We start from the raw sequence: 24925 nt of genomic DNA, 5'->3' as shown, positions 1-24925 counted from the left end.
CATCTTAATTTAAATTGTTTTATTTAGAAAAATTCGTATAAACACGCATTATTCATCGATCTCTTCTTCATGGCTTAGCACACGTTGTCCAACGGTTTCAGGTTGTACTGCAGATAATACAACATGATCACTGTCTGTTATAATAACCGCACGTGTCCGTCTACCGTAAGTAGCATCGACCAGTTTGTTATTGTCTCGGGCAACCGTAATAATACGTTTAATAGGTGCGGATTCTGGTGAGACGATCGTAATAATACGATTGGCTGAAACAACATTTCCAAAGCCAATATTAATTAATCTTAAACTCAAGCTTGCTCCCCCTCTTATATCCGATTGGATCGTTACGTCCTTCTCCTATGTTATCTATATCATTATATTATAAATGAAGAAGATTTGAAATGTCTATTCAATATTTTGAACCTGTTCCTTTATCTTTTCAATTGTTGCCTTTAATTCTATTACATATTCACTAATAGAAGGATCATTGGCTTTTGCACCGATGGTATTCGCTTCCCTGATCATTTCTTGAACAATGAAATCCAGTTTACGCCCTGTTTCATTAGGTTGCTCAAGTAATGTCTCCATCTGCTCAATATGACTTTGAATACGAACTAATTCTTCTGTTAAATCACCTTTTTCAGCTAGACTTGCCAATTCATAATAGAAGCGTTCATCTTGTTTTAAACCTTGCTTCATTAATAAAGCATTTAATCTTTCTAACATCCGCTCATAGTGATGCGTTTTCACTTGTTCACGCAAGTGAGTGAGTTCAGCTGTAATATTTCTAGCCGTTATTATTCGATACTTTACATCTTCTGCTAATTTTGAACCTTCAGCTTCTCGCATATCATTGACGCGCTGACAGGCACTATTCACAGCATCAAGCATTTGACTAACTAACTTTGCTTCTATTTCATCTGGTTCTGCGATTTGAAAAACATCTGTTAATTCTGGTAATAACGTCAATAATGCTTGTGCAGAATCAGGATATTGATTAGAAATACGTTGAAGTGCGTCATCATATTGCTCGAGTAATGACCAGTTAACAGCTACTGTTTGATTTGCTATACGTTCATCAAAAATATGGATGTAACATTCGATCCTGCCCCGTATAAAATAAGTACGCATCAGTTGTTTAATCTGTTCTTCATATTTATCAATGGAACGAGGCATTTTTATCGATAAATCTAAAAAGCGGTGGTTGACCGATTTTATTTCAACCTTAATCTTTGTCTGATCTAACACTAAGTCTACTTCGCCATAACCTGTCATACTTTTTACCAAACCATCACATCCTATTATCTTCCTTTGCCACTCTTTCTAAAGTAGGTTATTACTAATTTTTTAATTTCAAGCATGAATTAAAAAATTAGCATGCGTTCGCTCTATAGTAAATGCGTTGTGCTAAGGGCTTTATAACGGGGCAAATATTAAAAACTGTGCTTTCTTAACGTGTAAAAATGGATAGTCAAATAACGGCTATCCATTGACCTCACATCATCGTACAATACCCCAAAAAGAGAAGCTACTAAAGGCATTGAGTTAAAAACTCACTAAGCCAAGGAAATTTTTACTTTACGGTATATATTATACACATTAAATTAGCGTCTTGTAAAACCAAACAACAATGTTGGTAACGCACTGAATAGAAGAATGCCTAACCAATCTGTACCGGTTAAAGCAACGGTATGAAAAATGATTTGAAGTGGCTCAAAATAGATAACAGGTAATAATAAAGCAATCGATGAAATAACAGCAATAATTAAATATTTATTACCAAATGGGTTACGATCAAAGACTGATCGATGACTCCTACAATCGAAAACATGAATTAATTGAGCCATGACAAGGGTCATAAATGCTATTGTCCTTGCATAAGCGACGGATTGAGCACCATTTTGAAATGCCATCACAAATGCAAGAAAAGTAATCACACCAATAAATAATCCCCTGGAAACAATTTTGATCCCTAAGCCACGTGCGAAAACACCTTCTTTAACAGGTCTTGGGGGGTGTTGCATTAAATCACGCTCGGGACGATCAAGTCCTAAAGCTAGTGCCGGTAACCCATCGGTAACAAGGTTAACCCACAAAATTTGAACGGGTAATAAAGGCAGGGGTAAAGCGGCTAGCATCGCAAATAACATTACGAGTATTTCACCAACATTTGATGCTAATAAATAACGAATGAACTTTCGAATGTTCTCATAGATATTACGTCCCTCTTCCACAGCTCCAACAATGGTAGCGAAATTATCATCTAACAAAATTAAATCAGATGCCTCTTTAGCCACATCTGTTCCCGTTTTTCCCATGCTAACGCCGATATCACTTACTTTTAAAGCAGGCGCATCATTTACCCCATCTCCTGTCATAGCAACTACATGTCCGTTAGCTTGTAATGCTTGGACAATTCTAAGCTTATCTTTTGGTGTAACTCGAGCAAAAACATGGACATGATCAACCTGTTGTTTTAACATCTCCTCTGACATCACTTCGAGATCTTGCCCAGTAATCACTTGTTGTTCTGAAGAAATGATATCAAGTGACTTTGCGACAGCACTGGCTGTTTTGGCATGATCACCTGTTATCATAATCGTTTTAATCCCGGCATCTTTGCATTGTTTAATCGCTAACTTTGCTTCTCGACGAGGTGGGTCCACCATACCTATTAAACCCATAAAGATCAATTGACTTTCCACCTGCTCAATTTTTAGCGCGTGTGGAGATGGTAAAGGCTTCATACATACAGCGATCGTTCGATAAGCTTGATTGGCCATCGACTCGATTTGTTGTTGTATCTGCCGCTTCATTTGTTGACTTAGTGACTGAACTTGTCCATTCAATGTCAGCTTTGAAGTGCAATCTAATAGCAGATCCGGTGCGCCTTTAACAATCGACATATAGTGATTGTTTCTATCCTTTACAACAACCGACATCCGTTTTCGATTCGCATCAAAAGGAAACTCTTTAACTTTTGTTAACGTCTTCGCTTCGACTAACTGTTGATCTTTTTTTAGGGCTGCCATGATAATTGCCACTTCGGTAGGATCACCTTGTAATGTTATATTTCCATTATTGTCTAACATCTCGGCATTGCAACATAACGAACTGTACATCAACAGTTGATTAAGCATATCCGACTCGACTTGGTTTGTCGCATTTGTAAATGAACCTGTTAAACCATATCCCCCTGATACTTGAAAACTTTTATTATTAGTAAACAGTTCAACGACAGTCATTTTATTTTCTGTGAGTGTCCCTGTTTTATCAGAACAAATGACCGACGTACTACCTAACGTTTCCACGGCACTTAATTTTCTTACGATTGCTTTTCGTTTAATCATCCTTTGTACACCTAATGATAATACGACCGTTACAATAGCCGGTAAACCTTCTGGGATAACGGCAACAGCTAAAGATATTCCTGCAAGGAACATTTGATATAATGGTTGTCCTTGCCAAACACCTGCTAATACAACTAAAGCTGTCAAGACCAAAGAAATAAAGATAAGAACTTTCCCTAAATGTTGTAATCTTTTTTCAAGTGGTGTTTTTTGACTAGGGGCTTGAACAATTAAATCAGCGATTTGACCAACCATTGTTTGCATACCAGTAGCAACAACAATACCTATACCATGCCCAGTAGCAACCATTGAACCCATAAAAGCCATATTGGTTTGATCAGCAATATTCAATTGCTGTGTCTCAATCGCTTGACTTGTTTTTTGAATGGGTAGCGTTTCACCCGTTAAGGCGGATTCTTCAATCGCCAGTTGTGTACTGCTGATAATTCTCATATCAGCTACCACACGGTCCCCATTCTTCAACTTAACAATATCACCAATAACCACATGCTGGGAAGGAATCGTCACCCAATGTCCATTTCTTAATACAAAAGCATTAGGTGTTGCCATTGCTTTTAACTTTGACAACGATCTTTCTGCTTTTTGTTCTTGAAAGAATCCTAATAAACTATTAATTAACACGATAATTACAATGACAATCGCATCAATAAATTCACCTAAATAGGCAGCAATAAAAGTGGCAATAAGAAGAACAATCACCATAAAATCTTGGAATTGTTTAAAAAACAGCATAAACCACAAAGGCTTTTGTTGGTCTGTTAATTGATTACTGCCATTTTTTTTAAGACGCTGTGCTGCTATGTCCTCTGTTAAACCGAAGTTCGCATGACTGCCTAATTGATTAATCACTTCGTTAACTGAAAGTTTATACCATTTCACCTAGCATTCCTCCATCATTGTTCACTCGTACTGATTGATATGCATCTGCAAGTAAAAACATGCTATAATGTTAAGAATGAGGTGATATTATGGCTTTTGATGGCATCGTAACACATGCGATATCAAATGAATTAAACAAACTTTTAACTTCTGGTCGGGTAACCAAAGTCTATCAGCCTACTGCGACAGAGTTAATTTTAACCATTAGGGCACAACGTTCTAACCACAGCTTACTTCTATCTGCACATCCTAGCTATTCGCGGATTCATTTAACCGAAGAACCCTTTCAAAATCCTGCGGAGCCGCCAATGTTTTGTATGTTATTAAGAAAGCATCTGATTGGAAGTTTTATTGAATCCATTCATCAGTACAAGAATGAGCGGATTATTGAAATAAATGTACGGGGTAAGAATGAGATTGGCGATGACATAAGTAAAAAGCTTGTCGTTGAGATTATGGGGAAACACAGCAACATTATTTTGATTGACCGTGAAAAAGGGCATATACTAGACAGCATTAAGCATATTTCCCCCAATCAAAATCGATACCGCACCATACTACCGGGACAAACTTACATCTATCCGCCTGACCAAGATAAGAAGAATCCGTTCTCAACCGATTTGCAGTCGATTGAAGACATTTTAGAAAATACAGGTGGTGACCTCTCTTATCAACAAAAGCTTGTTAATACATTTATGGGAATCTCACCATTACTAGCTAGTGAGATATGTAATCAAGTCCAACCTAAAACGGTTGCCCATATCGCCAAATCCTTTAAACAAATGATTGAACAAATTAACAATGATGAGCTAACACCTGTTATTCATTATGGGGGCAAAGAGGATTTCCACGTCATTGCACTTGAGCGGTTTGATGGTGAATCTAAAGTGTTTGCTTCCGTTAGCGATATGCTCGATAACTTCTATGCTGATAAAGCAGAAAGAGATCGTGTGAAGCAACAGGCTGGGGATTTAATAAAGTTCTTAAATAATGAATATGACAAAAATAAAAGAAAGATAAAAAAACAGAAACAAACATTAAAAAAGGCCGAACGAGCTGAATTCTATCAAAAACAAGGGGAGTTATTGACCGCTCATTTACATCTTGTCAAAGCTGGAGATCAACAAATCGATGTGATCGATTACTATGATCCTGATCAACAATCATTGACGATTGAGCTTAACCCCAATAAAACACCAAGTGAAAATGCACAACATTATTTTAAAACATATCAGAAATTAAAAACATCTAAACAGAAGCTAAAGCATGAAATAAAAAAAGCTGAACAAGAAATGGACTATCTTGATCAGTTGATCCAACAAGTTGAAACCGCACGCGTCGAAGACATTGAAGATATACGTGAGGAGCTTCGGGAACAAGGCTATTTAAAAAAGAAAGTTTACGATCGTAAACAAAAGAAAAAAACGGGCAAACCTGATCCAGAACAGTATTTAGCAACAGATGGGACACCGATTTTAGTTGGACGAAATAATAAACAAAATGAATATTTAACCATGCGCCTTGCTGGTCGTCGAGATATCTGGCTTCATACTAAAGATATTCCTGGCTCGCATGTCGTTATTCGTTCCGATTCACCTAGTGAAGACACCTTAGCTGAAGCAGCACAGTTAGCCGCCTTATTTAGTAAAGCAAGTCAATCTTCTTCTGTTCCTGTTGATTATACAGAAATTCGTCATGTAAAAAAGCCAAATGGCGCTAAACCAGGCTATGTGATTTATGATCACCAAAAAACATTATTTGTCACACCAGACCAGCAGTTTATTAAGAAATTAAAACAATAAGGTAATACACAAACGTGTTGGCGCACCGCAGGCACAAAAGCTACATGGGGTTTAGCTCCTTAACTATGTAGCTCTAGCCTGGAGCATCCCCTCAGCCACTTGAGTAGAAAAAACGCTACTCAAGTGGCTCTTCGACTGATGCTTTCGAGACTGCTGAAAAAGTGTTATTTTTCTCGCGTAACAATAAAATAAAAAATTGAGCGTAATCCTCATTATAAAAGTGAGAAATTACGCTTGTTTTTCAGAGTATAGAGACTCTGTTTTATCTCTTTTTCACGGAAGTCAACAAGATCGTGCATTTGACGAAGAAAGTTGTCTTTTGGAGTAAGCGCATCATAAAGTTGCGTATAAGGACTTAACGAAAGGGATGTTTGTTGTTTTAACATCATTTCACCGCTCTTTTCTTATTACTTTCTCTTTCTATTATACCAAAGAAAAGAGATTAAAACGGAAGTGAAAGACGACGACTCCAGCGGGAATAGCACGCGTCCGAAGATCCACTTCTCCTCGCGTTCTTGGCTAGGAGAAGTTAGCTGAGGCCGTGCCCGCGGAAAGCGATCGTCTGTAACTGGAGTGGAATACACCATACTTTAATTATAAAATACCTCCATGGGTTAGTTTTTCAGCAGTCTCGATGCTTTCCTCATGGAGTCTCACCTTGGTTCCTCTTTTTTTAATCTGTTTCTTTTCAACAAGCCTCTCTCTAATCCTCATTTTCCCACTACATACAATAAACTTGAAATAATTAAATATAAACATTGTTTTCATGCGTCTATATAAAAAAACAATTTGTTCACATGAAAACAACTGACCTATGTATCCGAACATAGTAGATTAACCTAATTGATCACGCCATTCAAGTAAATCAATCGCTTCAGCATTAGTAATTTCATGATTATCTTGTAAAAATTTAATTAATAAATCAAAATCAGCTAACGTCTGATAATGAATATTTAATGAATCAAAAGCTTGCACTGACTTATTTAAACCATAGCTAAATATGGCTAACACGCCAATCACTTTTGCTCCAACCGCTTCAATAGCTTTTACTGTTTCTAGAACAGAACCACCTGTCGAAATTAAATCTTCGATAACCACAACTTTATCACCTTGCTTGATCACACCTTCAATTTGATTTCCTTTACCGTGTGCTTTTGCTTTACCTCTAACATAAGCCAATGGCATATTTAATGCATCGGCTAACCATGCTGCATGGGGAATCCCTGCTGTTGCACAACCTGCTATCACATCAATTTCTTCAATGTAACTTTGGAGTTTTTCAACAAATCCTTGGGTAATCTGTTTACGTACTTTCGGATACGCCATCGTTAACCGATTATCACAGTAGATAGGCGATTTTATCCCCGAAGTCCAAGTGAAAGAACGATCTGGTTTAATCTGGATCGCTTCAATCTCATATAAATTGGCGATCACTTTATTAGCTAAGTTTGTCATCTTGCCACTCCTTTAACGCTGCTAAGTAATTTGCTTTTGGATCATGAGCTGTGGTAATACTTCTACCGATTACTAAGGCATCTGCTCCTTTTTCTTTTGCAAATGCAGGTGTAGCGACACGCTTCTGATCATTTGATGCCGTATCTGACAATCGAATGCCTGGTGTGACTGCGAGAAAAGATTGGCCACATGTTGCTTTAAGTTTGGGTGCCTCATGTGCCGAACATACCACGCCATCAGCCCCGTTATTTTGCGCCAGTTTCGCTAAATCAACAACGATATTTTCTAGTGTATTTGGCATTTTCAACTCGTTATTCACGACTGTTTGATCGATTGAAGTTAGCAGTGTCACCGCTAATAGCTTAGGGGTTTGCTGTCCTTCTGTCCCATCTAATAAGCCTTGTTTGGCAGCTTTCACCATTTCACTACCACCTAGCCCATGAACATTTGTTAGCGCAACATTCAATTTAGCTATGTTTTTCATCGCTTTATAAATCGTTGTCGGAATATCATGAAGTTTTAAATCAAGAAAAACCGCATGACCACGATCATTTAGTCGCTTAATTACATCCGGCCCTTCACGATAAAAAAGTTCCATGCCTACCTTCACTGAAGCTTGTGTGAGTTGATGTCTGTTTAGAAAATGTTCAGTTTCTTGCCAATCTGGAAAATCTAGTGCAATATAAATTGAATTATCCATGTCCATGTCCCTTCCCAATCGCGTCTTTAACTGACGCAAAATGATATTTTTTTAAAGCATGAGGTAATTGTTCAATGATCTCCGAGCAGATCATTGGATTTTTGAAATTAGCGGTTCCAATCGCAACAGCACTTGCACCGGCTAATAAAAATTCAATCACATCATCTGTTGAGGTGATCCCTCCCATGCCAATGATTGGTATCGTAACTGCTTGGTAAACTTGGTATATCATCCGAATCGCAACCGGTTTGATTGCCGGACCGGATAAACCGCCTACTTGATTGGCTAATAATGGTTGTCTTTTCTTTAAATCTATTTTCATGCCTGTTAACGTGTTAATCATCGTTAGCCCATCTGCTCCAGCTTGTTCAACCGCTTGTGCAATTTCTACAATATCAGTGACGTTTGGTGATAGCTTTACGTAAACGGGCACATTACTAGCCGCCTTTACACGTTGGGTTACTTCTGCTGCTAGTTCTGGACGCGTACCAAATTGCACCCCGCCTTCTTTGACATTAGGGCAAGAAATATTCAACTCTATCGCTGAGATAGCTTCAGTTCGCTTTAAAGCACGAGCAACGGATTCATATTCTTCAATGGTTGAACCCGCAACATTTGCGATAACAGGCACATCAAATGTTTGGAGAAAAGGAAGCTCGTGATCAATAATCGCTTCGACACCAGGATTTTGTAAACCAATTGCATTTAACATGCCAGCATGTGTTTCCGCTACTCTCGGTGTGGCATTACCAAGCCGTTTGTCTGCTGTTGCCGCTTTAATCATGATCGCACCAAGCTGACTTAAACAATAAAATTTGCTATATTCACGACCAAAACTAAAACAGCCTGATGCTGGCATAATTGGATTCTTCAAATCTAACCCTGGCAATTGAACGGTTAAATCACTCATATACTCACCTCGTTTGCTTGAAACACAGGACCATCTTGACAAATCTTCTTGTAAGTCGCTTGATCCTTACTCGGTACGACACAAGCATAGCAAGCTCCGATGCCACAACCCATGCGCTCCTCAAGGGAAATATAGCCAGGATAGTTCGTTAGCTCTGCTTGAACCGCGCGTAACATCGCTGTTGGGCCACAACTAAAATAATAATCAAATAGCAAATTTTCCTGTTTAATCACATCAGTCACCACACCCTTATAGCCATAGCTACCATCAATCGTTGTCACAAAACATTGCCCAATAGCTTCGAAATTTTGCTGATAAAAAACATCTGCTTTCGTTTGAAAACCGAGCAATGAAATGACTTCAATGTTTTTTTTCGCCAATTGACGTGCTAAGTAATAGAGTGGGGGGACGCCAATGCCCCCGCCGATTAATAACGCTTTTTTTATCTGCAATTCTTCAATGGGATAACCTTGTCCACAAGGAATCAGAAGGTTGATAGACTGACCTGCTTGGTATACTGCTAATTTAGCTGTACCTTGCCCAAATACTTTAAATACAATCGTTAGCAATTGACGTTCTTGGTCAATATTGGCAACAGAAATGGGGCGACGTAGCATATGCTCTGTTCCATTATTTACTTGAATGTGCACGAATTGACCAGGTTTTATCGTCTGCAATACATTTGCTTCAACTTTTAAATTGACTTGCATCGTATCTCTGGCAATTTGTTTAATATCATCAATCACTGCTTCGCAAACTTTCATTATCGAATAACCTCCTGATTAGCTACAACAGGTTGCGCAGAAAATGTAGTCGAATCAATCACATCTAATATAGCCGTAGCTGTATCAAGACTAGTCAAACAAGCTATTCCATGTTCAACTGCTTCTCTACGAATACGAAAGCCGTCACTTCTTGGTTTCTTACCTGAAGTTAATGTGTTAACGACAAATTGCACTTGATTTTGTTCAATGATTGATAAGACATTCTCTTGATCTGAACCGATTTTGCCAACTTCTTGAACATTCACGTTTTTACTTGATAGATATTGAGCAGTACCAGTCGTTGCATAAATATTAAAACCTAGTTCCTGAAAACGTTGGGCAATGGTGCAGGCTTCTTCCTTGTCTTTATCTGCAACGGTCATCAGCACTGCACCTTCAAATGGTATTTTTAAACCTGAAGCAGTTAAACCTTTAAATAAGGCTTTAGCTAATGTTTTATCACGACCAATTGCCTCACCGGTTGATTTCATCTCAGGTCCTAACATGGTATCTACACTTCTCAATTTTTCAAAGGAGAAGACAGGCACTTTTACTGATACATAATTCGCCTCCGGCAGTAAACCACTTTGATAACCTAATGCCTGCAATTTTTCACCTAGAATCGCACGTGTCGCTAAGTTTGCCATCGTAACACCCGTAATTTTACTGAGGAAAGGAATCGTTCGACTTGCTCTTGGGTTAACTTCCAAGACATAGACATCATTGTGATGAACAACAAATTGAATGTTAATTAATCCTCTTATTTTTAACGTTTCTGCAATCTTAATCGTTGTATCAATTAATTGTTGTTTAATATTTGGAGCAATCCGTTGCGTTGGATAGACCGCAATTGAATCCCCAGAGTGCACACCCGCTCGTTCAATATGCTCCATAATACCTGGTATGATTGTTGTTTCACCATCACTAATCGCATCGACCTCCACTTCGATTCCTGTTAAATATTTATCAATAAGAACCGGGTGTTTACGTTTAATATGTGTTGTTTTGTTCAAATAATGTTGTAATTCATCGTCATTATAAACAATTTCCATTTGGCTACCACCGATGACATACGATGGCCTCACAAGCACCGGATAGCCAATTTTTTTAGCAACTTCTTTTGCGTGCTCAATTTCTCGGACACTTTCCCCTGTCGGCTGTGGAATTTGTAATTGTGATAGCATACGCTCAAATTTATCGCGATCTTCAGCCTGATCAATTGCTTCTAACGAGGTTCCTAAAATCTTTACCCCTCTTCTTTGCAACCCTTCTGCCAAATTAATAGCGGTTTGTCCACCAAACTGAACAATGACTCCCAAAGGTTGCTCTAACTCTACCACATGCATGACGTCCTCTAATGTTAAGGGCTCAAAGTAAAGCTTATCTGACACGCTAAAATCGGTTGAGACGGTTTCTGGATTGCTATTCATAATAATCGCTTCATAACCTAATTCTTTTAAAGCGAGAACGGAGTGTACAGTAGCATAATCAAATTCAATCCCTTGTCCAATTCGGATTGGGCCTGAACCGATCACAATCACTTTCTCCCGATCAGAAACCTTCGATTCTTGTTCACATTCGTAGCTACTATAAAAATAGGGTGTAGCAGACTCAAACTCCGCTGCGCAAGTATCAACCATTTTATAAACCGGTTGAATGTGGTAAGTTTTGCGTAGTTGGTAAATCTGATCTTCTGATTGATCCGTTATTCGAGCCAATTGCGCATCGGAGAAGCCGATTGTTTTGGCGAATTTTAAATAAGCTTTATCTAATGGATGATCTTGTAGTTCTTGTTCAAAATCTATTATTTTAGCTATTTTATTTAAAAAGAAACCATCAATTTGGGTTAAACGATGAAGCGTTTCAACTGTATAATTTCTGCGGAATAGTTCTGCAACAACAAAGATTCTCTGATCATCAGGTTGAGCAACTCGATCTTCTAATTCTTGGTCAGACACTGAAGTAAGTTCACTTAAATAAAAATCATCCGCATTAAAATCTAACGAACGAATTCCTTTTAAAAAGGCTTCTTCAAAGTTTCGACCGATCGCCATAACTTCACCAGTTGCTTTCATCTGTGTCCCTAACCTTCGATTACCTGCTGTAAATTTATCAAATGGGAAACGCGGAAATTTTGTTACGACATAATCCAACGCCGGCTCAAAAGCAGCATACGTTGTTTTCGTGATCGGGTTTTTAATTTCATCTAAAGTCAAGCCGACAGCTATTTTTGCAGCAATTTTCGCAATCGGATAGCCTGTTGCTTTCGAAGCTAAAGCAGATGATCGACTCACACGAGGATTGACCTCAATAATGTAATAGTCAAAACTTTTCGGATCAAGTGCTAATTGAACATTACAACCGCCCTCAATTTTAAGGGCTCGAATAATTTTTAATGATGCATTGCGTAATAATTGATATTCTCGATCACTTAATGTTTGAGAAGGAGCAACAACAACAGAATCACCAGTATGAATACCAACTGGATCAATATTTTCCATATTACAAACGACTATGGCTTGATCCTTATGATCACGCATTACTTCATATTCAATCTCTTTAAATCCGGCAATATTACGTTCAATTAAACATTGTCCCACTGGAGACAAGCTCAAGCCGTTTCTGGTAATCTCTTTTAAATCTGTTTCGTTGAAGCACATTCCACCGCCAGTACCCCCTAAAGTGTATGCAGGGCGAACAATAAGTGGATAACCAATTTGATCGGCAAAATCTAACGCCTCATCAATTGATGTCACAATTTCACTTTCTGGTACCGGTTCATTTAATTGATGCATCAGTTGACGAAATTTTTCACGATCTTCAGCTAATTGAATCGCGTCTAAACTTGTGCCTAACATTTCAGTAGGGTATTGGTCTAATACGCCACTATCCTGTAAAGCAATTGCTAAATTCAATCCAGTTTGACCACCTAATGTAGGTAGAATCGCGTCTGGTCGCTCTTTACGAATAATCTTCGCTAAAAAATCTACGGTCAGTGGCTCCATATATACCGTGTCCGCAATGGTATGATCCGTCATAATTGTAGCAGGATTGGAATTCGCCAAGACAACTTGATAACCTTCTTCCTTTAACGCTTGACAAGCTTGTGTTCCTGAATAATCAAATTCGGCAGCCTGTCCAATAATAATAGGACCAGAGCCAATCACCAAAATCTTTTCTATATCTTGACGTTTAGGCATTATATTGCCCCCTTGTTTTCTTGTTTATTTGCTTTAATTTCTGTAATAAATTGATCAAATAAATAGCTGGTATCTTCTGGTCCTGGTGAACTTTCTGGATGATATTGAACAGAAAAGGCTGAATAATAACGATGACTAACACCTTCTACGGTCTCATCGTTAATCGCTACATGTGTCAACATTAAGTCGGTATCGTTAAGTGAATTCGCCTTTACCGCATAACCATGATTTTGTGAAGTTAAAAATGTCCGATTTAATTGCAAATCTTTTACGGGATGGTTGGCACCACGATGGCCAAATTTCATCTTTTCTGTATTGGCACCACAAGCTAATGCTAAAAGTTGATGGCCTAGACAAATTCCGAAAATAGGGACACGTCCAAGTATAGCTTTAATCATATTAATTGCTTCTGGCACATGTTTGGGATCTCCTGGACCGTTTGTTAGCATAAGCCCATCAGGTTTTAATGCCATAATATCTTGTGCTGAGTACCAATAAGGGACAACCGTTACATGACAATTACGTTTAGTTAAATCCCTCAAAATACCATGCTTCATACCAAAATCGACAAGGACCACACGATAGCCTCGTCCAGGTACTACATAAGGGTTCTTCGTTGACACACGCTTAACTTGATCCTTAATAATCGGAGACCAGTTCACGGCTTCTGTTTGTGCTGATTTAGCACCGGTAAGTATCGCTCGCATCGTCCCATGTTGACGAATTTTTTTAGTTAATTGTCGCGTATCAATTCCTGAAATAGCTGGTATCCCTTTTGAAGCAAGATAAGTATCTAGTCGCATTTCGTGGCGGAAATTTGAAGGTTGATCACACATTTCCTTGACAATCAAACCATGAATGGATGGATTAATCGATTCAAAATCGTCACGATTGATACCATAATTACCGATTAGCGGATAAGTCATCGTTACCATTTGCCCACAATAGGACGGATCAGATAAAATCTCTTGATACCCTGTCATGCCTGTATTAAATACAATTTCCCCTTGTTTCTCACTTAAATCACCTAATGCCTCACCCGTAAAAACGGTCCCGTCTTCTAATATCAAGTCTCTCTTCATGCCATTTGCTCCTCCCCATATACAATCGTTCCATTAGCGATTGTCATCATCGGCTTACCTGTTACCTCCCACTGATTAAAAGGGGTATTTTTACCTTTTGAATAAAAGTCTTGCGCATCAATCGTCCATGTTTTTGCTAAATCGATTAAAACAAGATCAGCATCAGCGCCAACTTCAATCTTACCTTTATTTAAACCAAACACCTCTGCTGGCTTCATTGCTAACCAGTCAATTAATTGATCGATCTGACATTTTCCTGTTTGAACAAGGTGGGTGTGTAAAAGTGCAAAAGCTGTTTCAAGTCCAACGATACCAAAAGGCGCCTTATCAATGGGCTGTTGTTTCTCTAATTTAGTATGTGGCGCATGATCGGTAGCAATAAAATCAATTGTTCCATCAACTAGTCCTTCCCATAAAGCGATTTGATCAGCCTGAGTTCGTAACGGTGGATTCATCTTAAATTGTGGATCAGCTTCCTTAATCGCGGTTTCATTTAATAAGAGATGGTGCGGACTAACTTCAGCTGTCACCTGTATTCCTGCTCGCTTTGCATTTCTAATCACTCGAACAGATTCTTTTGTGCTAACGTGGCATACATGATAATGACAACCTGTAGCCTCAGCTAGCAAAACATCGCGGGCAATTTGAGTTGATTCACAAACAGATGGAATGCCGTTAATCCCTAGCCTTTTACTCACTTCACCTTGGTGTACACTTCCATTATTAATTAATGAATTATCTTCGCAATGAGCAACAATGACTTTGTTGACAGCCTTTGCCCGAGTCATTGCTTCCATCATATCAGCGGCCGATTGAATACCGACACCGTCATCTGTAAAAGCAAATGCTCCTTGATTTGCCAAGGCGTTCATATCTACAAGTTGCTCCCCTTTTAGACCCGTTGTGATCGAGGCGTATGGTAACACATGAATAACCGCATCACGTCTGATAACATCTTGGATGCGTTGTAACACTTCTTTATCATCCGGAACCGGGTTTGTATTTGGCATCGAACAAATGGTGGTATAGCCACCATGGGCAGCTGCTTGTGTCCCTGTTTTAATCGTCTCTTTTTCTTCTCCACCAGGTTCCCGTAGATGGACATGCACATCAACAAAGCCAGGTGCAATCATTTTTCCTTTGGCTTGAATCAATTGATCTTCTTCAGTTACTGTAATATGATCCTTAATCTCAATGATCTTTCCTTGGTCAATCTTTATATCGATTGTTTGCTCTTTAAAATTAGTGAGCGTATGCGAACATTGTTTGATAATCATTGCCATGTCTAGATTCCCCTTTATTTAATAGTTGATGAATAACGGCCATACGAGCATAGACACCGTTTTCCATTTGTTTAAATATCCTTGAGCGCTGACATTCGACTAGCTTATCATCTATTTCAACACCGCGATTGATCGGTGCTGGATGCATAATGATCGCCTCTTTCTTCATTCGTTGTTCCCGCTTCACTGTCAAACCATATTGTGTTAAGTATGCACTAGCCTTTATATCTTTACTCTGCTGATGGCGTTCCAGTTGAATGCGTAACAACATAACGACATCACATTGCTCAATCGCTTGATCTAAATCAACGTAGGGAAAGTCTAAGCTTTGATCTTTCCATTCTGGTTTTGCAGCTAGATACACATTTGCGCCTAGTGCCTTTAACGCATAAGCATTTGATCGGGCGACTCGACTGTGTAAAATATCACCGACAATTAACACATTGAGTCCTTTAATCGCACCGAACTCCTGATACATGGTATATAAATCCAACAACGACTGTGTAGGATGTTCTCCTGCACCGTCTCCTGCATTAATTACCGGTAAATCTAACGCTTCTGCCAACTGTTGGACTTGATTATTGATTGGATGACGAATAACAAGTGCCTCTGCCCCAATCGAAGCAAACGTTTTGGCTGTATCATAAACAGACTCACCTTTTAACACACTTGAACGTTCAGCATGAAAATCCAAAACTTCAAGCCCTAATTTCTTCTCTGCTACCTCAAAGCTCATCTTAGTCCGTGTGCTCGGTTCATAAAATAGATTAGCAATAAAACGCTTTTTACGACTTGATAAATCAAATGATTGTCCATTAGCAAATGCATCTGTTTGCTCTAATAATTTGATAATTTCATTTGCTTTTATCGTTTTCATAGAGACAAAGTTATTCATATGGTTTCACCTCATTTTTTTTTATAAAAAGGACTAGCTAATTATTAATGGCTAGTCCTAAATCATTTACTCTTCTACCTCTTCAGTTTCAAACATTTTTCCGTTTCCATAGCCAACTTCCTTATCAGGTAAAATTAGATTTAAAATTACCCCTGTAATTGCTGCTAACGCCATACCAGCTATTTCAAATTCTACGCCAAAGATTGAAAATCTGATCAATGCGCCACCAATTCCAATTACTAAAATAACTGACGCAATAATAAGATTACGATTATGACCTAAATCGACTTGGTTATCAACAAGCATCCTTAAACCACTTGACGCAATAATTCCAAATAATAGAATTGATACACCGCCCATTACCGGTGAAGGAATTGAGGAGATAACTTCTGAAATAATGCCTGTGAAGCCAAAGATGATCGCTAATACAGCAGCCCCACCGATGACAAAAACACTAAAAATTCTAGTAATCGCTAAAACACCAATATTTTCACCATAAGTTGTATTTGGCGGTCCACCTAGACATGAAGCGATTAGAGTGGCTACCCCATCTCCCATAATCGATCGATGTAAGCCAGGTTTTTTAATAAAATTACGTCCAGCAACTTTAGAGAGAACCATTTGATCACCAATGTGTTCAGCTATCGTTACAATAGCTACAGGTACCATAATGGCAATAATATTCATATTCAGGACATCGATTGGTGAATAATCAATAAATGGAATAACGAAATCTGGCATAACAAATATTGCTGAGAAAAAATCACCAATCGAGTCCGCCCCGGTAATTTGTGCCCAACTTGCACTAATTCCAGTGGTATCCACAATACCTATTATGAGTGCATATACATAGCCAACGACAATCCCAATTAGAATGGGGATAAGACCGAAAAAGCCTTTAAAAAACAAGGATCCGATTATCGTTACAATCAAGGTTAGAATCGCAACTGAGAAATGTGCACCGCTATAGTCGCCATCAACATTCATCGCCATATCAATCGCTGTGGGCGCTAAACCAAGTCCAATCACGATAATAACAGGACCTACTACAATCGGGGGTAAAACTTTCATGATCCAATCTAAACCAAAGGTGCCAATTAGCAATGCTATTGCACCATAAGCAAGTCCAGCCATAAAACTACCCATCATTGCAGCTGGGACGCCGCCTTCATTGATTGCTGTAACTATTGGCGCAATAAAAGCAAAGCTTGATCCTAAATAAGCGGGAATTTTACCTTTTGTAATTAATAAATAGGCAATCGTACCAGACCCACTTGATACGAGGGCTACAGCGGGTGGTAAGCCGGTTAAGAACGGCACCAGTACCGTAGCACCAAACATTGCAAATAAGTGTTGCAAGCTTAACATAAACCATTTTGATTTTTTGGGGATATCCCCAACATCCATCACCATATCTAATCTTTCCATGTTTAACATCCTCCTCTAAACACTCTCTATCTCTAATATTCTTCATTTTTCACTCAAATAAAAAACCTCTTTGCAAAGTCGCAAAGAGGTAGACGTGTACACACACGTATCCCTAAACAACCTTGCAAGCCTCACAGGACTTGTTTTAAAGGTTTAACTATTTTAATTTGATCCTATTTAATAAAACGAACCTTCAATCCGTGGGGAGTTTGGTCTTTTCCCACTGATGGTCAATTGATTGAATCAGGACATTGGCGTCCGTTAACGGACGGTTATCTGTGATAAATACTAACAAGATCCATTTCATCGGTTTCTTCTAATGTCACGACAACAATTTCTTCTTGAGAGGTTGGAATATTCTTTCCGATGTAGTCAGCACGTATGGGCAACTCTTTATGGCCGCGATCGACTAGTACAGCAAGTTGAATTTGTGACGGTCTCCCTAAATCAATTAAAGCATCCATACCGGCCCTCACCGTCCGACCTGTGTATAAAACATCATCAACTAAAATAACGTTCTTTCCACTAATGTCTGCCTGCAAATCCGTATGTTTAACCATTGGTTCGTTTTTAGTAGACGCATGGGTTAAATCATCACGATAAAGCGTAATGTCAATATCACCAATCGGAATATCTACGCCTTCAATCTCCGTAATTTTCTTTCTTAAACGTTGAGCTAAGGGAATGCCTCTCGTTTTAATACCAACGATAACCAGATCATTAACCCCTTTGTTTCGCTCTAATATTTCATGCGCAATTCGTGTTAATGCTCGATTTATAGCCGGTTGATCTAAAATGACCGCCTTTTGCTTCACCGTTCATTGCCCCCCTTGTTCTAAAATAACCTCAACATATTTAACTGTATCATCATCTGTCCAACTCCGCATATTGTGTTCGTTAAACTAAAAAACCCTTTTCTCCGCGCACGAGAAAAGGGTTTAGATAAACGTCAATTATCTAAGTGGTTAATCCATTCCTTTTCAGCCTCACGGGACTGTTCTTAAAGGTTATTTTATTAGTATTCATTATTTCAAACTTCATTTCAAAAGTCAATGTATATCTCGAACTTTTTTTAAAGCATTTTGAAAAATGCTCGGTGGATCAACTTTAAATTCAAGCCACTCGTTTGAGCGCGGATGTTTAAGCCCTAACTCTTGTGCATGTAAGGCTTGTCCTTTCACATCCAATGTTTTTCGCTGACCATATTTAGGGTCACCTACTAAAGGAAAGCCGATATATTTCATATGCACACGGATTTGATGGGTGCGACCTGTTTCCAGTTTGCATTTTACTAAAGTATATTTATGTTCAATCCGTTCAATCACTTCAAAATGTGTGATCGCTTCACGGCCATCATCGACAACAGCCATACTTTGGCGGTCCTTGGGATTTCGTCCGATCGGGGCTTCTATCGTGCCATATTCATGTGGAATATCGCCATGGACTAATGCAAGATATGAACGCTTAATCGTTTTATTCTGTAATTGATCTGCAAGTGATTGATGGGCTTGATCATGCTTGGCAACCATTAGTAATCCACTTGTATCACGATCAATCCGATGTACAATGCCTGGTCGAATCACACCATTAATACCTGATAGATCTTGACAGTGATAGAGTAATGCATTAACTAATGTACCTGAATGATGTCCCGCCGATGGGTGTACAACCATCCCTTTTTCCTTATTTACAATCAAAATATCTTCGTCTTCATAAATAATATCAAGCGGTATTTGTTCGGCTTCAACCTCTAATACTTCTGGTTCCGGTATCGTCCATGTCACATGCGCTCCAGATACACAACGGTAATTTGCCTTTATCACCTCACCGTTGACACGAATATGCCCTGATTTAATCATCGACTGAATTTGCGCCCTTGATGTGTCCGGTATTATCTCGGTCATCACTTTGTCAATCCGTTGGTTTTGTTCATGCTCCTGTATATAATGTTCATCAAGATTCATTATTTTGAACGCCCTTTCTCAAATTCTTCTTTTAAAGTGGCAATCCCTATTACAATTACACCTACGACTAAAGCTGAATCAGCAATATTAAAAATAGGATAATTGTAAGATCCGATGTAAACATCAATAAAATCGACCACTTCTTGATAAAGTAAACGGTCAATAAAATTACCAATCGCACCACCTAAGACAAGTCCTAAACCTATACCTAACCATCTATCTTGTTTAGCAAACTTTTGCATATAATAGACAATGGCCACAATGACGACCACCGTTATAATATAAAAGAAAAGCATTCTTCCTTGCAAAATCCCCCAAGCTGCTCCAGGATTTCGATGTGATGTTATGTACAGTACATTTTCAACAATAGCAAAACTTTCTCTTAATTCCATGTAATTAATAATCCACCATTTAGTTAATTGGTCTAAAATAAGAACACCAACTGCAATTAAATAATAACGCATGTTCTTCCCCCTATTTCTAACAAAGCTTGCTTACTTCTGCATTTTACCACAATTCTTTTAAAAAAAGAAAATGTTCAGGCAAAGACCTGAACATTAACAAATATTAATAGTGTTCAATGACAACCTCTGCGCAACGTTGACATAATTGAGGATGTTGTTCATTTTGCCCAACCGTTTCAGAAGCGACCCAGCAACGTTCACATTTATCGGCATCATATTTTTCCACATTTACTTGCACATAATGATAGTCTTTAGTGCTTTCAATCTGATCTACAACCTCTACTTTAGAGACAATAAATAGCTGATCTAAACGTTCGATTTGCTCTAGCAAAGCTTTAGTGGCGTCATCTTTAGCTTTAACCGTTAACTTGGCTTCCAAAGACTTCCCGATTATTTTATCCGCTCTCGCTTCTTCTAAAGCCTTTAGTATATCGTCTCTCACCGCAATGAACTGATCCCATTTCCCTAAAAGCTGATCAGCATTTCTTATATCTCTTGGTTCTGGCATATCCGTTAACTGGACAAACTCCGCTTCTTTCTCAGGGATATATGCCCAAATTTCTTCAGCAGTATGGGTTAAAATAGGTGTCAGTAATTTAACAAGACTAACAACTGTTTCATAATATACGGTTTGGATTGAACGTCGACGCGGACTATTCTCTGGTTCAATATATAAAATATCCTTGGCAAAATCTAAATAGAATGCACTTAACTCCGCTGAACAGAATTGGTGAATCTGATTATAGACCGTTGAAAAATCAAACGCATCATAAGCCTTCTTCACCTTATTAATAAGTTGCTGTAACTTAATTAACATATAGCGATCCAGTTCATGAAGATCATCATCAGCTACTTGATGTTCTTTAGGGTCAAAATCTGCTAAATTCCCTAATAAGAAACGGAAGGTATTTCTAATTTTTCGATAACCTTCAGATGTTTGTTTAATGATGTCATCTGACACACGCACATCAGCTTGATAGTCGACAGAGGCTACCCACAATCGTAAAATATCAGCACCGTATTGTTTCATTATTTTTGCTGGAACCACCACGTTACCAACAGATTTACTCATTTTACGTCCTTGACCATCTAAGGCAAAGCCATGACTTAAAATCGTTTCATAAGGCGATTTTCCGGTTACAGCTACTGAAGTAGATAATGACGAATTAAACCAGCCACGATACTGATCAGAACCTTCTAAGTAAAGATCAGCAGGTCGCCTAAGTTCAGGTCTTTGTTCGAGAACGCCTTGATGCGAAGAACCCGAATCAAACCAAACATCCATAATATCCATTTCCTTTGTAAATTGTCCATTAGGGCTATGTTCGGAGCGAAAACCGTCAGGTAGCAGGTCTTTCGCTTCCCATTCAAACCAAATATTTGAACCATGTTCGCGAAATAGATTGGCTACATGTTTAATCGTCTCATCTGTAATAATCGGTGTACGATCTTCACCATAAAAAACCGGAATTGGCACGCCCCAAATACGTTGTCGTGAAATACACCAATCCTCACGATCACGCACCATGTTAAATAACCGTGTTTCTCCCCACTTCGGCACCCAATTGATTCGCTCGATTTCAGCCAAAATATCAGCACGGAAATCTTTAATAGATGCAAACCATTGATTGGTCGCACGATAAATAACAGGCTTTTTCGTTCGCCAATCATGAGGATAAGCGTGTGTAATAAAGGTGAGACCGAGTAAGGCATTATTTTCTTCTAATTTTTCAGTAATCAGTTTATTAGCCTTATCATAAAACAAACCTTCAAAACCAGGTGCTTGATCAGTAAAGACACCTTTTTCATCAACCGGACATAATACATCCAATCCATATGCTTTCCCTACAAGAAAGTCATCTTCACCATGACCTGGAGCTGTATGAACGAGTCCTGTCCCTCCATCTGTTGTCACATGCTCACCTAATATAATAAGTGAATCACGATCATAAAATGGATGCTTAGCAACTAAACGCTCCGCTTCTTTTCCTTTAAACGTTTTTAAAATTTGATAGTCTTCCCATTCCAATACTTTTGCTACGTTTTCTACAAGGGCTTCAGCAATAATAAGCTTTTCATTGTTAACATGTACAACGACATAATTTAAATCCGCATGCAGTGCAATCGCTAAGTTAGCTGGAATCGTCCAAGGGGTTGTGGTCCAAATCACAAACTTCTCATCACCCGCTAATAAATCTTTACCTTCTTTTACTTCGAAAGCGACATAGATTGAAGGTGAACGTTTATCTTGATATTCAATTTCAGCTTCTGCTAATGCCGATTCAGATGATGGTGACCAATAAACAGGTTTTAAACCTTTATAAATGTAGCCCTTTTTAGCCATTTCTCCAAAGACTTCAATTTGAGCTGCTTCGTAAGCCTTATCTAATGTTACATAAGGGTTTTCCCAATCGCCTCGAACACCAAGTTGTTTGAACTGGGTCCGTTGATTATCTACTTGCTTTAATGCATATTCTGCACATTTTTGTCTGAATTCTGCTGCTGACATTTTCTTACGATCGACTTTTTTCTTTGCAAGTGCGGTTTCGATCGGTAGTCCATGCGTATCCCATCCAGGTACATACGGTGCATGAAAACCTGACATCGATTTATATTTAACAATAAAATCTTTTAAAATTTTATTTAATGCATGCCCCATATGGAGGTCCCCATTGGCATATGGCGGTCCATCATGAAGTACAAATAAAGGACGACCGTTTGTCCGTTTTTGGGCTTTTTGATAAAGCGCAGCTTCATCCCATTGTTCTTGAATTTTTGGTTCTTTGTTAGGTAAATTCCCTCGCATTGGAAATTCAGTTTTCGGCATTAACAACGTTTCTTTGTAATCCATTTTATTTCCTCCTTCTTTTATAACACTTGCTCGCCAGTAACTCCTTTAAAAGGATTTTGTTATATTGTTAGCATTTAGCGAATGTGTTGTTTTTTCATCATTAGTGTTTTCAAATGGTAACTTCGCCAGTTACCACTTCTTTGCTAACATATTATCCCTTTTCTAACACATAAAAAAGCCCTCACATCCTCGAAGGGACGAGAGAACTCGCGGTACCACCCTAGTTAGTTACAGCATATTGCAACTCACTTATAGCATCGTAACGTGATGAACCGTTCTTTTTTACTAGCTAATAGGTTTAGCGTTCAAAAAGAAAGCTTAAGGATGATCTTCAATTTCTCTACTTATACTAGGCTTTCACCATTTCCTAGCTCGCTTAAATAAGGAATGAAAAATCTACTCTTCCTCGCATTGCTTTTATCGATAATATAGGTTAAATAATATATAATCTTCGTCTATGCATTATATGTAATAAATTCAATTACGTCAAGCTCCACCTACATATCTTCTTCGTCTGTATCTCCAGTGCCAATCGGTAGTTGCAACAGTTGATCCCAATCTCCATTTTCAACTAGTTCAAGCTGAGCTTCTACTAACATTTTCAACCGTGTTCGAAATACTTTGCCTTGCTTCTTTAGTTCTTCGACTTCAATCTCTATTTTTCTTGATTTTTCTAATGCTTCGTTAATAATACGATCAGCATTTTTTTCTGCTTCTCTAACAATTAATTTAGACTCTTTTGTCGCATTACCTTTAACTTCTTCAGCTGTTTGTTGCGCAATTAAAATCGATTTATTTAAAGTCTCTTCAATATTTGAAAAATGTCCTAATTTTTCTTGAAGTTCATCAACTTGTCGCTTTAAATCTTTTTTTTCACGAATAACTAATTCATAATCTTTAATAACCTGATCAAGAAATTCGTTTACTTCATCTTGATCGTATCCCCTAATACCACGGGTAAACTCTTTATTATGAATGTCCAATGGTGTCAATGGCACAACGGCCACCTCCTCTATCTGTTGTTTAACTTAACTGGTGTATTCGACATATTTAATTAAATATCCTGCTAAATATACAAAATTGTTTAATCTTTTAACAAAGCATATTGAATACGCTTTTTTTCTTTTTTGGTTTCTCCAATAATTTCATCCAAACGGCTTCTACCTTTACCGCGGCAAGAAAGGACATCACCCGGTTCAACTAAAAATGCCGGGTCCTCAACAACTTTAAAATTAACTTTAATATAACCTTTGTCAATTAAAGCAGAGGCATCTTTTCTAGAATAACGGTAAAAATGTTTGATAAGCACATCTAACCGAAGTGAAGAAACGGTTGCTTCTTGAACATTCCATTCATTTTCAATCGCAAGCTTCTTTTTTTCGGAAACAATTTGAAATTGTAGTGTGGCCTTTTTAATTGACGTCAGTTGCATCGTAACAAAATCTGCAATATCCGTACTCACAGCCATCTGTATTAGACCACGTTCAGCATCAATGACAATATCTCCAAGTTTCTTTCGATGTAAGCCTAGCGATAAAACGGCACCTAACACATCACGATGCGCTATATTAACAAATTTCACTGGATAACTAGCAGATAGCACACGAATAGGAAAGACGGCTTGATCTACCGCTTCATAATAAGGCGCAAGAAATGCCTGCTTGCGTTCTGCCCCTTCAAAACCACCATTAAAGGTTAATTTAAATGGCGTATCTTGTCCGATAATCGTCCGAAATATCAATTGCTCCCTTGGATCTAAAAAATCACTATATTTTGGAACATACTGGCGATCCACTTGTTCACGCCAGTTTAAAACTTGATCAATAAAACCCTGCTCATCTTTGCGAAAATGCTGATATATATCCATCATGTATCTGCCG

Annotated in this window: 20 protein-coding genes and 1 other annotated feature; of the genes, 1 reads left to right on the top strand and 19 read right to left on the bottom strand. The window is 38.3% G+C overall.

Going from position 1 to position 24925, the window contains the following annotated elements:
- Positions 1-48: 48 nt before the first annotated feature.
- The 3 genes from remA to JOE23_RS03760 all read right to left on the bottom strand — a co-directional run bounded on the left by remA (position 49) and on the right by JOE23_RS03760 (position 4247).
- The gene (gene remA, locus JOE23_RS03770; protein ID WP_204435966.1) at positions 49-309 is read right to left on the bottom strand and encodes an extracellular matrix/biofilm regulator RemA; all 261 of its coding nucleotides are present in this window, start codon (positions 307-309) and stop codon (positions 49-51) included.
- A gap of 93 nt (positions 310-402) precedes the next feature.
- On the bottom strand, positions 403-1284 hold the full coding sequence (locus tag JOE23_RS03765) for a YicC/YloC family endoribonuclease (protein ID WP_204435965.1): 882 nt from the start codon (positions 1282-1284) through the stop codon (positions 403-405).
- Between the two features lie 317 nt (positions 1285-1601).
- Positions 1602-4247 carry an HAD-IC family P-type ATPase gene (locus tag JOE23_RS03760; RefSeq protein WP_204435964.1) on the bottom strand — a complete coding sequence of 882 codons (2646 nt, stop codon included), beginning with the start codon at positions 4245-4247 and terminating at the stop codon, positions 1602-1604.
- Positions 4248-4336: 89 nt separating this feature from the next.
- Here JOE23_RS03760 and JOE23_RS03755 point away from each other — a divergent pair, with 89 nt between their 5' ends.
- Entirely contained in the window at positions 4337-6049 is a 1713-nt protein-coding gene (locus JOE23_RS03755) for an Rqc2 family fibronectin-binding protein (protein ID WP_204435963.1), read from the top strand.
- Positions 6050-6261: 212 nt separating this feature from the next.
- Here the strand turns inward: JOE23_RS03755 and JOE23_RS03750 are convergent, their stop codons facing one another.
- The 16 genes from JOE23_RS03750 to JOE23_RS03675 all read right to left on the bottom strand — a co-directional run bounded on the left by JOE23_RS03750 (position 6262) and on the right by JOE23_RS03675 (position 24915).
- Positions 6262-6435, bottom strand: a complete 174-nt coding sequence (locus tag JOE23_RS03750) for a hypothetical protein (RefSeq protein ID WP_204435962.1) — start codon at positions 6433-6435, stop codon at positions 6262-6264.
- A gap of 448 nt (positions 6436-6883) precedes the next feature.
- Entirely contained in the window at positions 6884-7504 is a 621-nt protein-coding gene (gene pyrE / locus JOE23_RS03745; RefSeq protein WP_204435961.1) for an orotate phosphoribosyltransferase, read from the bottom strand.
- Positions 7488-8204, bottom strand: coding sequence for an orotidine-5'-phosphate decarboxylase (gene pyrF, locus JOE23_RS03740; protein ID WP_204435960.1), 717 nt, complete (start codon positions 8202-8204; stop codon positions 7488-7490). The genes pyrE and pyrF overlap by 17 nt, the downstream gene beginning before the upstream one ends.
- Positions 8197-9114: a dihydroorotate dehydrogenase gene (locus JOE23_RS03735; RefSeq protein WP_204435959.1), complete on the bottom strand. Its 918-nt coding sequence runs from the start codon at positions 9112-9114 to the stop codon at positions 8197-8199. The genes pyrF and JOE23_RS03735 overlap by 8 nt, the downstream gene beginning before the upstream one ends.
- A complete protein-coding gene (locus tag JOE23_RS03730) occupies positions 9111-9878 on the bottom strand; it encodes a dihydroorotate dehydrogenase electron transfer subunit (RefSeq protein ID WP_204435958.1) in 768 nt (255 codons plus the stop codon). Before JOE23_RS03730 ends, JOE23_RS03735 begins: the two co-directional genes overlap by 4 nt.
- Positions 9878-13078 carry a carbamoyl-phosphate synthase large subunit gene (gene carB / locus JOE23_RS03725; RefSeq protein WP_204435957.1) on the bottom strand — a complete coding sequence of 1067 codons (3201 nt, stop codon included), beginning with the start codon at positions 13076-13078 and terminating at the stop codon, positions 9878-9880. Before carB ends, JOE23_RS03730 begins: the two co-directional genes overlap by 1 nt.
- Positions 13078-14160: a carbamoyl phosphate synthase small subunit gene (locus tag JOE23_RS03720; protein ID WP_204435956.1), complete on the bottom strand. Its 1083-nt coding sequence runs from the start codon at positions 14158-14160 to the stop codon at positions 13078-13080. Before JOE23_RS03720 ends, carB begins: the two co-directional genes overlap by 1 nt.
- Positions 14157-15443, bottom strand: a complete 1287-nt coding sequence (locus JOE23_RS03715; protein WP_204435955.1) for a dihydroorotase — start codon at positions 15441-15443, stop codon at positions 14157-14159. The genes JOE23_RS03720 and JOE23_RS03715 overlap by 4 nt, the downstream gene beginning before the upstream one ends.
- On the bottom strand, positions 15403-16338 hold the full coding sequence (locus JOE23_RS03710; protein ID WP_204435954.1) for an aspartate carbamoyltransferase catalytic subunit: 936 nt from the start codon (positions 16336-16338) through the stop codon (positions 15403-15405). Before JOE23_RS03710 ends, JOE23_RS03715 begins: the two co-directional genes overlap by 41 nt.
- Before the next feature lie 66 nt (positions 16339-16404).
- Positions 16405-17766: a solute carrier family 23 protein gene (locus tag JOE23_RS03705; protein WP_204435953.1), complete on the bottom strand. Its 1362-nt coding sequence runs from the start codon at positions 17764-17766 to the stop codon at positions 16405-16407.
- A 272-nt stretch (positions 17767-18038) separates the two neighbouring features.
- Entirely contained in the window at positions 18039-18581 is a 543-nt protein-coding gene (gene pyrR, locus JOE23_RS03700; RefSeq protein ID WP_204435952.1) for a bifunctional pyr operon transcriptional regulator/uracil phosphoribosyltransferase PyrR, read from the bottom strand.
- 234 nt (positions 18582-18815) lie between these two features.
- Positions 18816-19730, bottom strand: a complete 915-nt coding sequence (locus JOE23_RS03695; RefSeq protein ID WP_204435951.1) for an RluA family pseudouridine synthase — start codon at positions 19728-19730, stop codon at positions 18816-18818.
- The gene (lspA, locus tag JOE23_RS03690) at positions 19730-20194 is read right to left on the bottom strand and encodes a signal peptidase II (protein WP_204435950.1); all 465 of its coding nucleotides are present in this window, start codon (positions 20192-20194) and stop codon (positions 19730-19732) included. The genes JOE23_RS03695 and lspA overlap by 1 nt, the downstream gene beginning before the upstream one ends.
- A gap of 103 nt (positions 20195-20297) precedes the next feature.
- Positions 20298-23045, bottom strand: a complete 2748-nt coding sequence (ileS, locus tag JOE23_RS03685; RefSeq protein WP_204435949.1) for an isoleucine--tRNA ligase — start codon at positions 23043-23045, stop codon at positions 20298-20300.
- Positions 23046-23235: 190 nt separating this feature from the next.
- Positions 23236-23466: a binding site (T-box leader), on the bottom strand.
- A 76-nt stretch (positions 23467-23542) separates the two neighbouring features.
- Entirely contained in the window at positions 23543-24043 is a 501-nt protein-coding gene (locus JOE23_RS03680; RefSeq protein WP_204435948.1) for a DivIVA domain-containing protein, read from the bottom strand.
- An 86-nt stretch (positions 24044-24129) separates the two neighbouring features.
- Positions 24130-24915 (bottom strand): YlmH family RNA-binding protein, encoded by a 786-nt coding sequence (locus JOE23_RS03675; RefSeq protein ID WP_338021886.1) that lies wholly within the window; start codon positions 24913-24915, stop codon positions 24130-24132.
- Positions 24916-24925: the final 10 nt, after the last annotated feature.

This window comes from Amphibacillus cookii (assembly GCF_016908375.1).
Classification (GTDB): domain Bacteria; phylum Bacillota; class Bacilli; order Bacillales; family Amphibacillaceae; genus Amphibacillus_C; species Amphibacillus_C cookii.
The sequence above is the reverse complement of the archived record's forward strand: the minus strand, read 5'-3'. Positions and strand labels throughout refer to the sequence as shown.

Coding starts and splice junctions, on each gene's coding strand:
- JOE23_RS03755 (WP_204435963.1), top strand. CDS start 4,337: ATGGCTTTTGATGGCATCGTAACACATGCGATATCAAATGAATTAAAC.
- JOE23_RS03750 (WP_204435962.1), bottom strand. CDS start 6,435: ATGTTAAAACAACAAACATCCCTTTCGTTAAGTCCTTATACGCAACTT.
- pyrE (WP_204435961.1), bottom strand. CDS start 7,504: ATGACAAACTTAGCTAATAAAGTGATCGCCAATTTATATGAGATTGAA.
- pyrF (WP_204435960.1), bottom strand. CDS start 8,204: ATGGATAATTCAATTTATATTGCACTAGATTTTCCAGATTGGCAAGAA.
- JOE23_RS03735 (WP_204435959.1), bottom strand. CDS start 9,114: ATGAGTGATTTAACCGTTCAATTGCCAGGGTTAGATTTGAAGAATCCA.
- JOE23_RS03730 (WP_204435958.1), bottom strand. CDS start 9,878: ATGAAAGTTTGCGAAGCAGTGATTGATGATATTAAACAAATTGCCAGA.
- carB (WP_204435957.1), bottom strand. CDS start 13,078: ATGCCTAAACGTCAAGATATAGAAAAGATTTTGGTGATTGGCTCTGGT.
- JOE23_RS03720 (WP_204435956.1), bottom strand. CDS start 14,160: ATGAAGAGAGACTTGATATTAGAAGACGGGACCGTTTTTACGGGTGAG.
- JOE23_RS03715 (WP_204435955.1), bottom strand. CDS start 15,443: ATGGCAATGATTATCAAACAATGTTCGCATACGCTCACTAATTTTAAA.
- JOE23_RS03710 (WP_204435954.1), bottom strand. CDS start 16,338: ATGAATAACTTTGTCTCTATGAAAACGATAAAAGCAAATGAAATTATC.
- JOE23_RS03705 (WP_204435953.1), bottom strand. CDS start 17,766: ATGGAAAGATTAGATATGGTGATGGATGTTGGGGATATCCCCAAAAAA.
- JOE23_RS03695 (WP_204435951.1), bottom strand. CDS start 19,730: ATGAATCTTGATGAACATTATATACAGGAGCATGAACAAAACCAACGG.
- lspA (WP_204435950.1), bottom strand. CDS start 20,194: ATGCGTTATTATTTAATTGCAGTTGGTGTTCTTATTTTAGACCAATTA.
- ileS (WP_204435949.1), bottom strand. CDS start 23,045: ATGGATTACAAAGAAACGTTGTTAATGCCGAAAACTGAATTTCCAATG.
- JOE23_RS03675 (WP_338021886.1), bottom strand. CDS start 24,915: ATGATGGATATATATCAGCATTTTCGCAAAGATGAGCAGGGTTTTATT.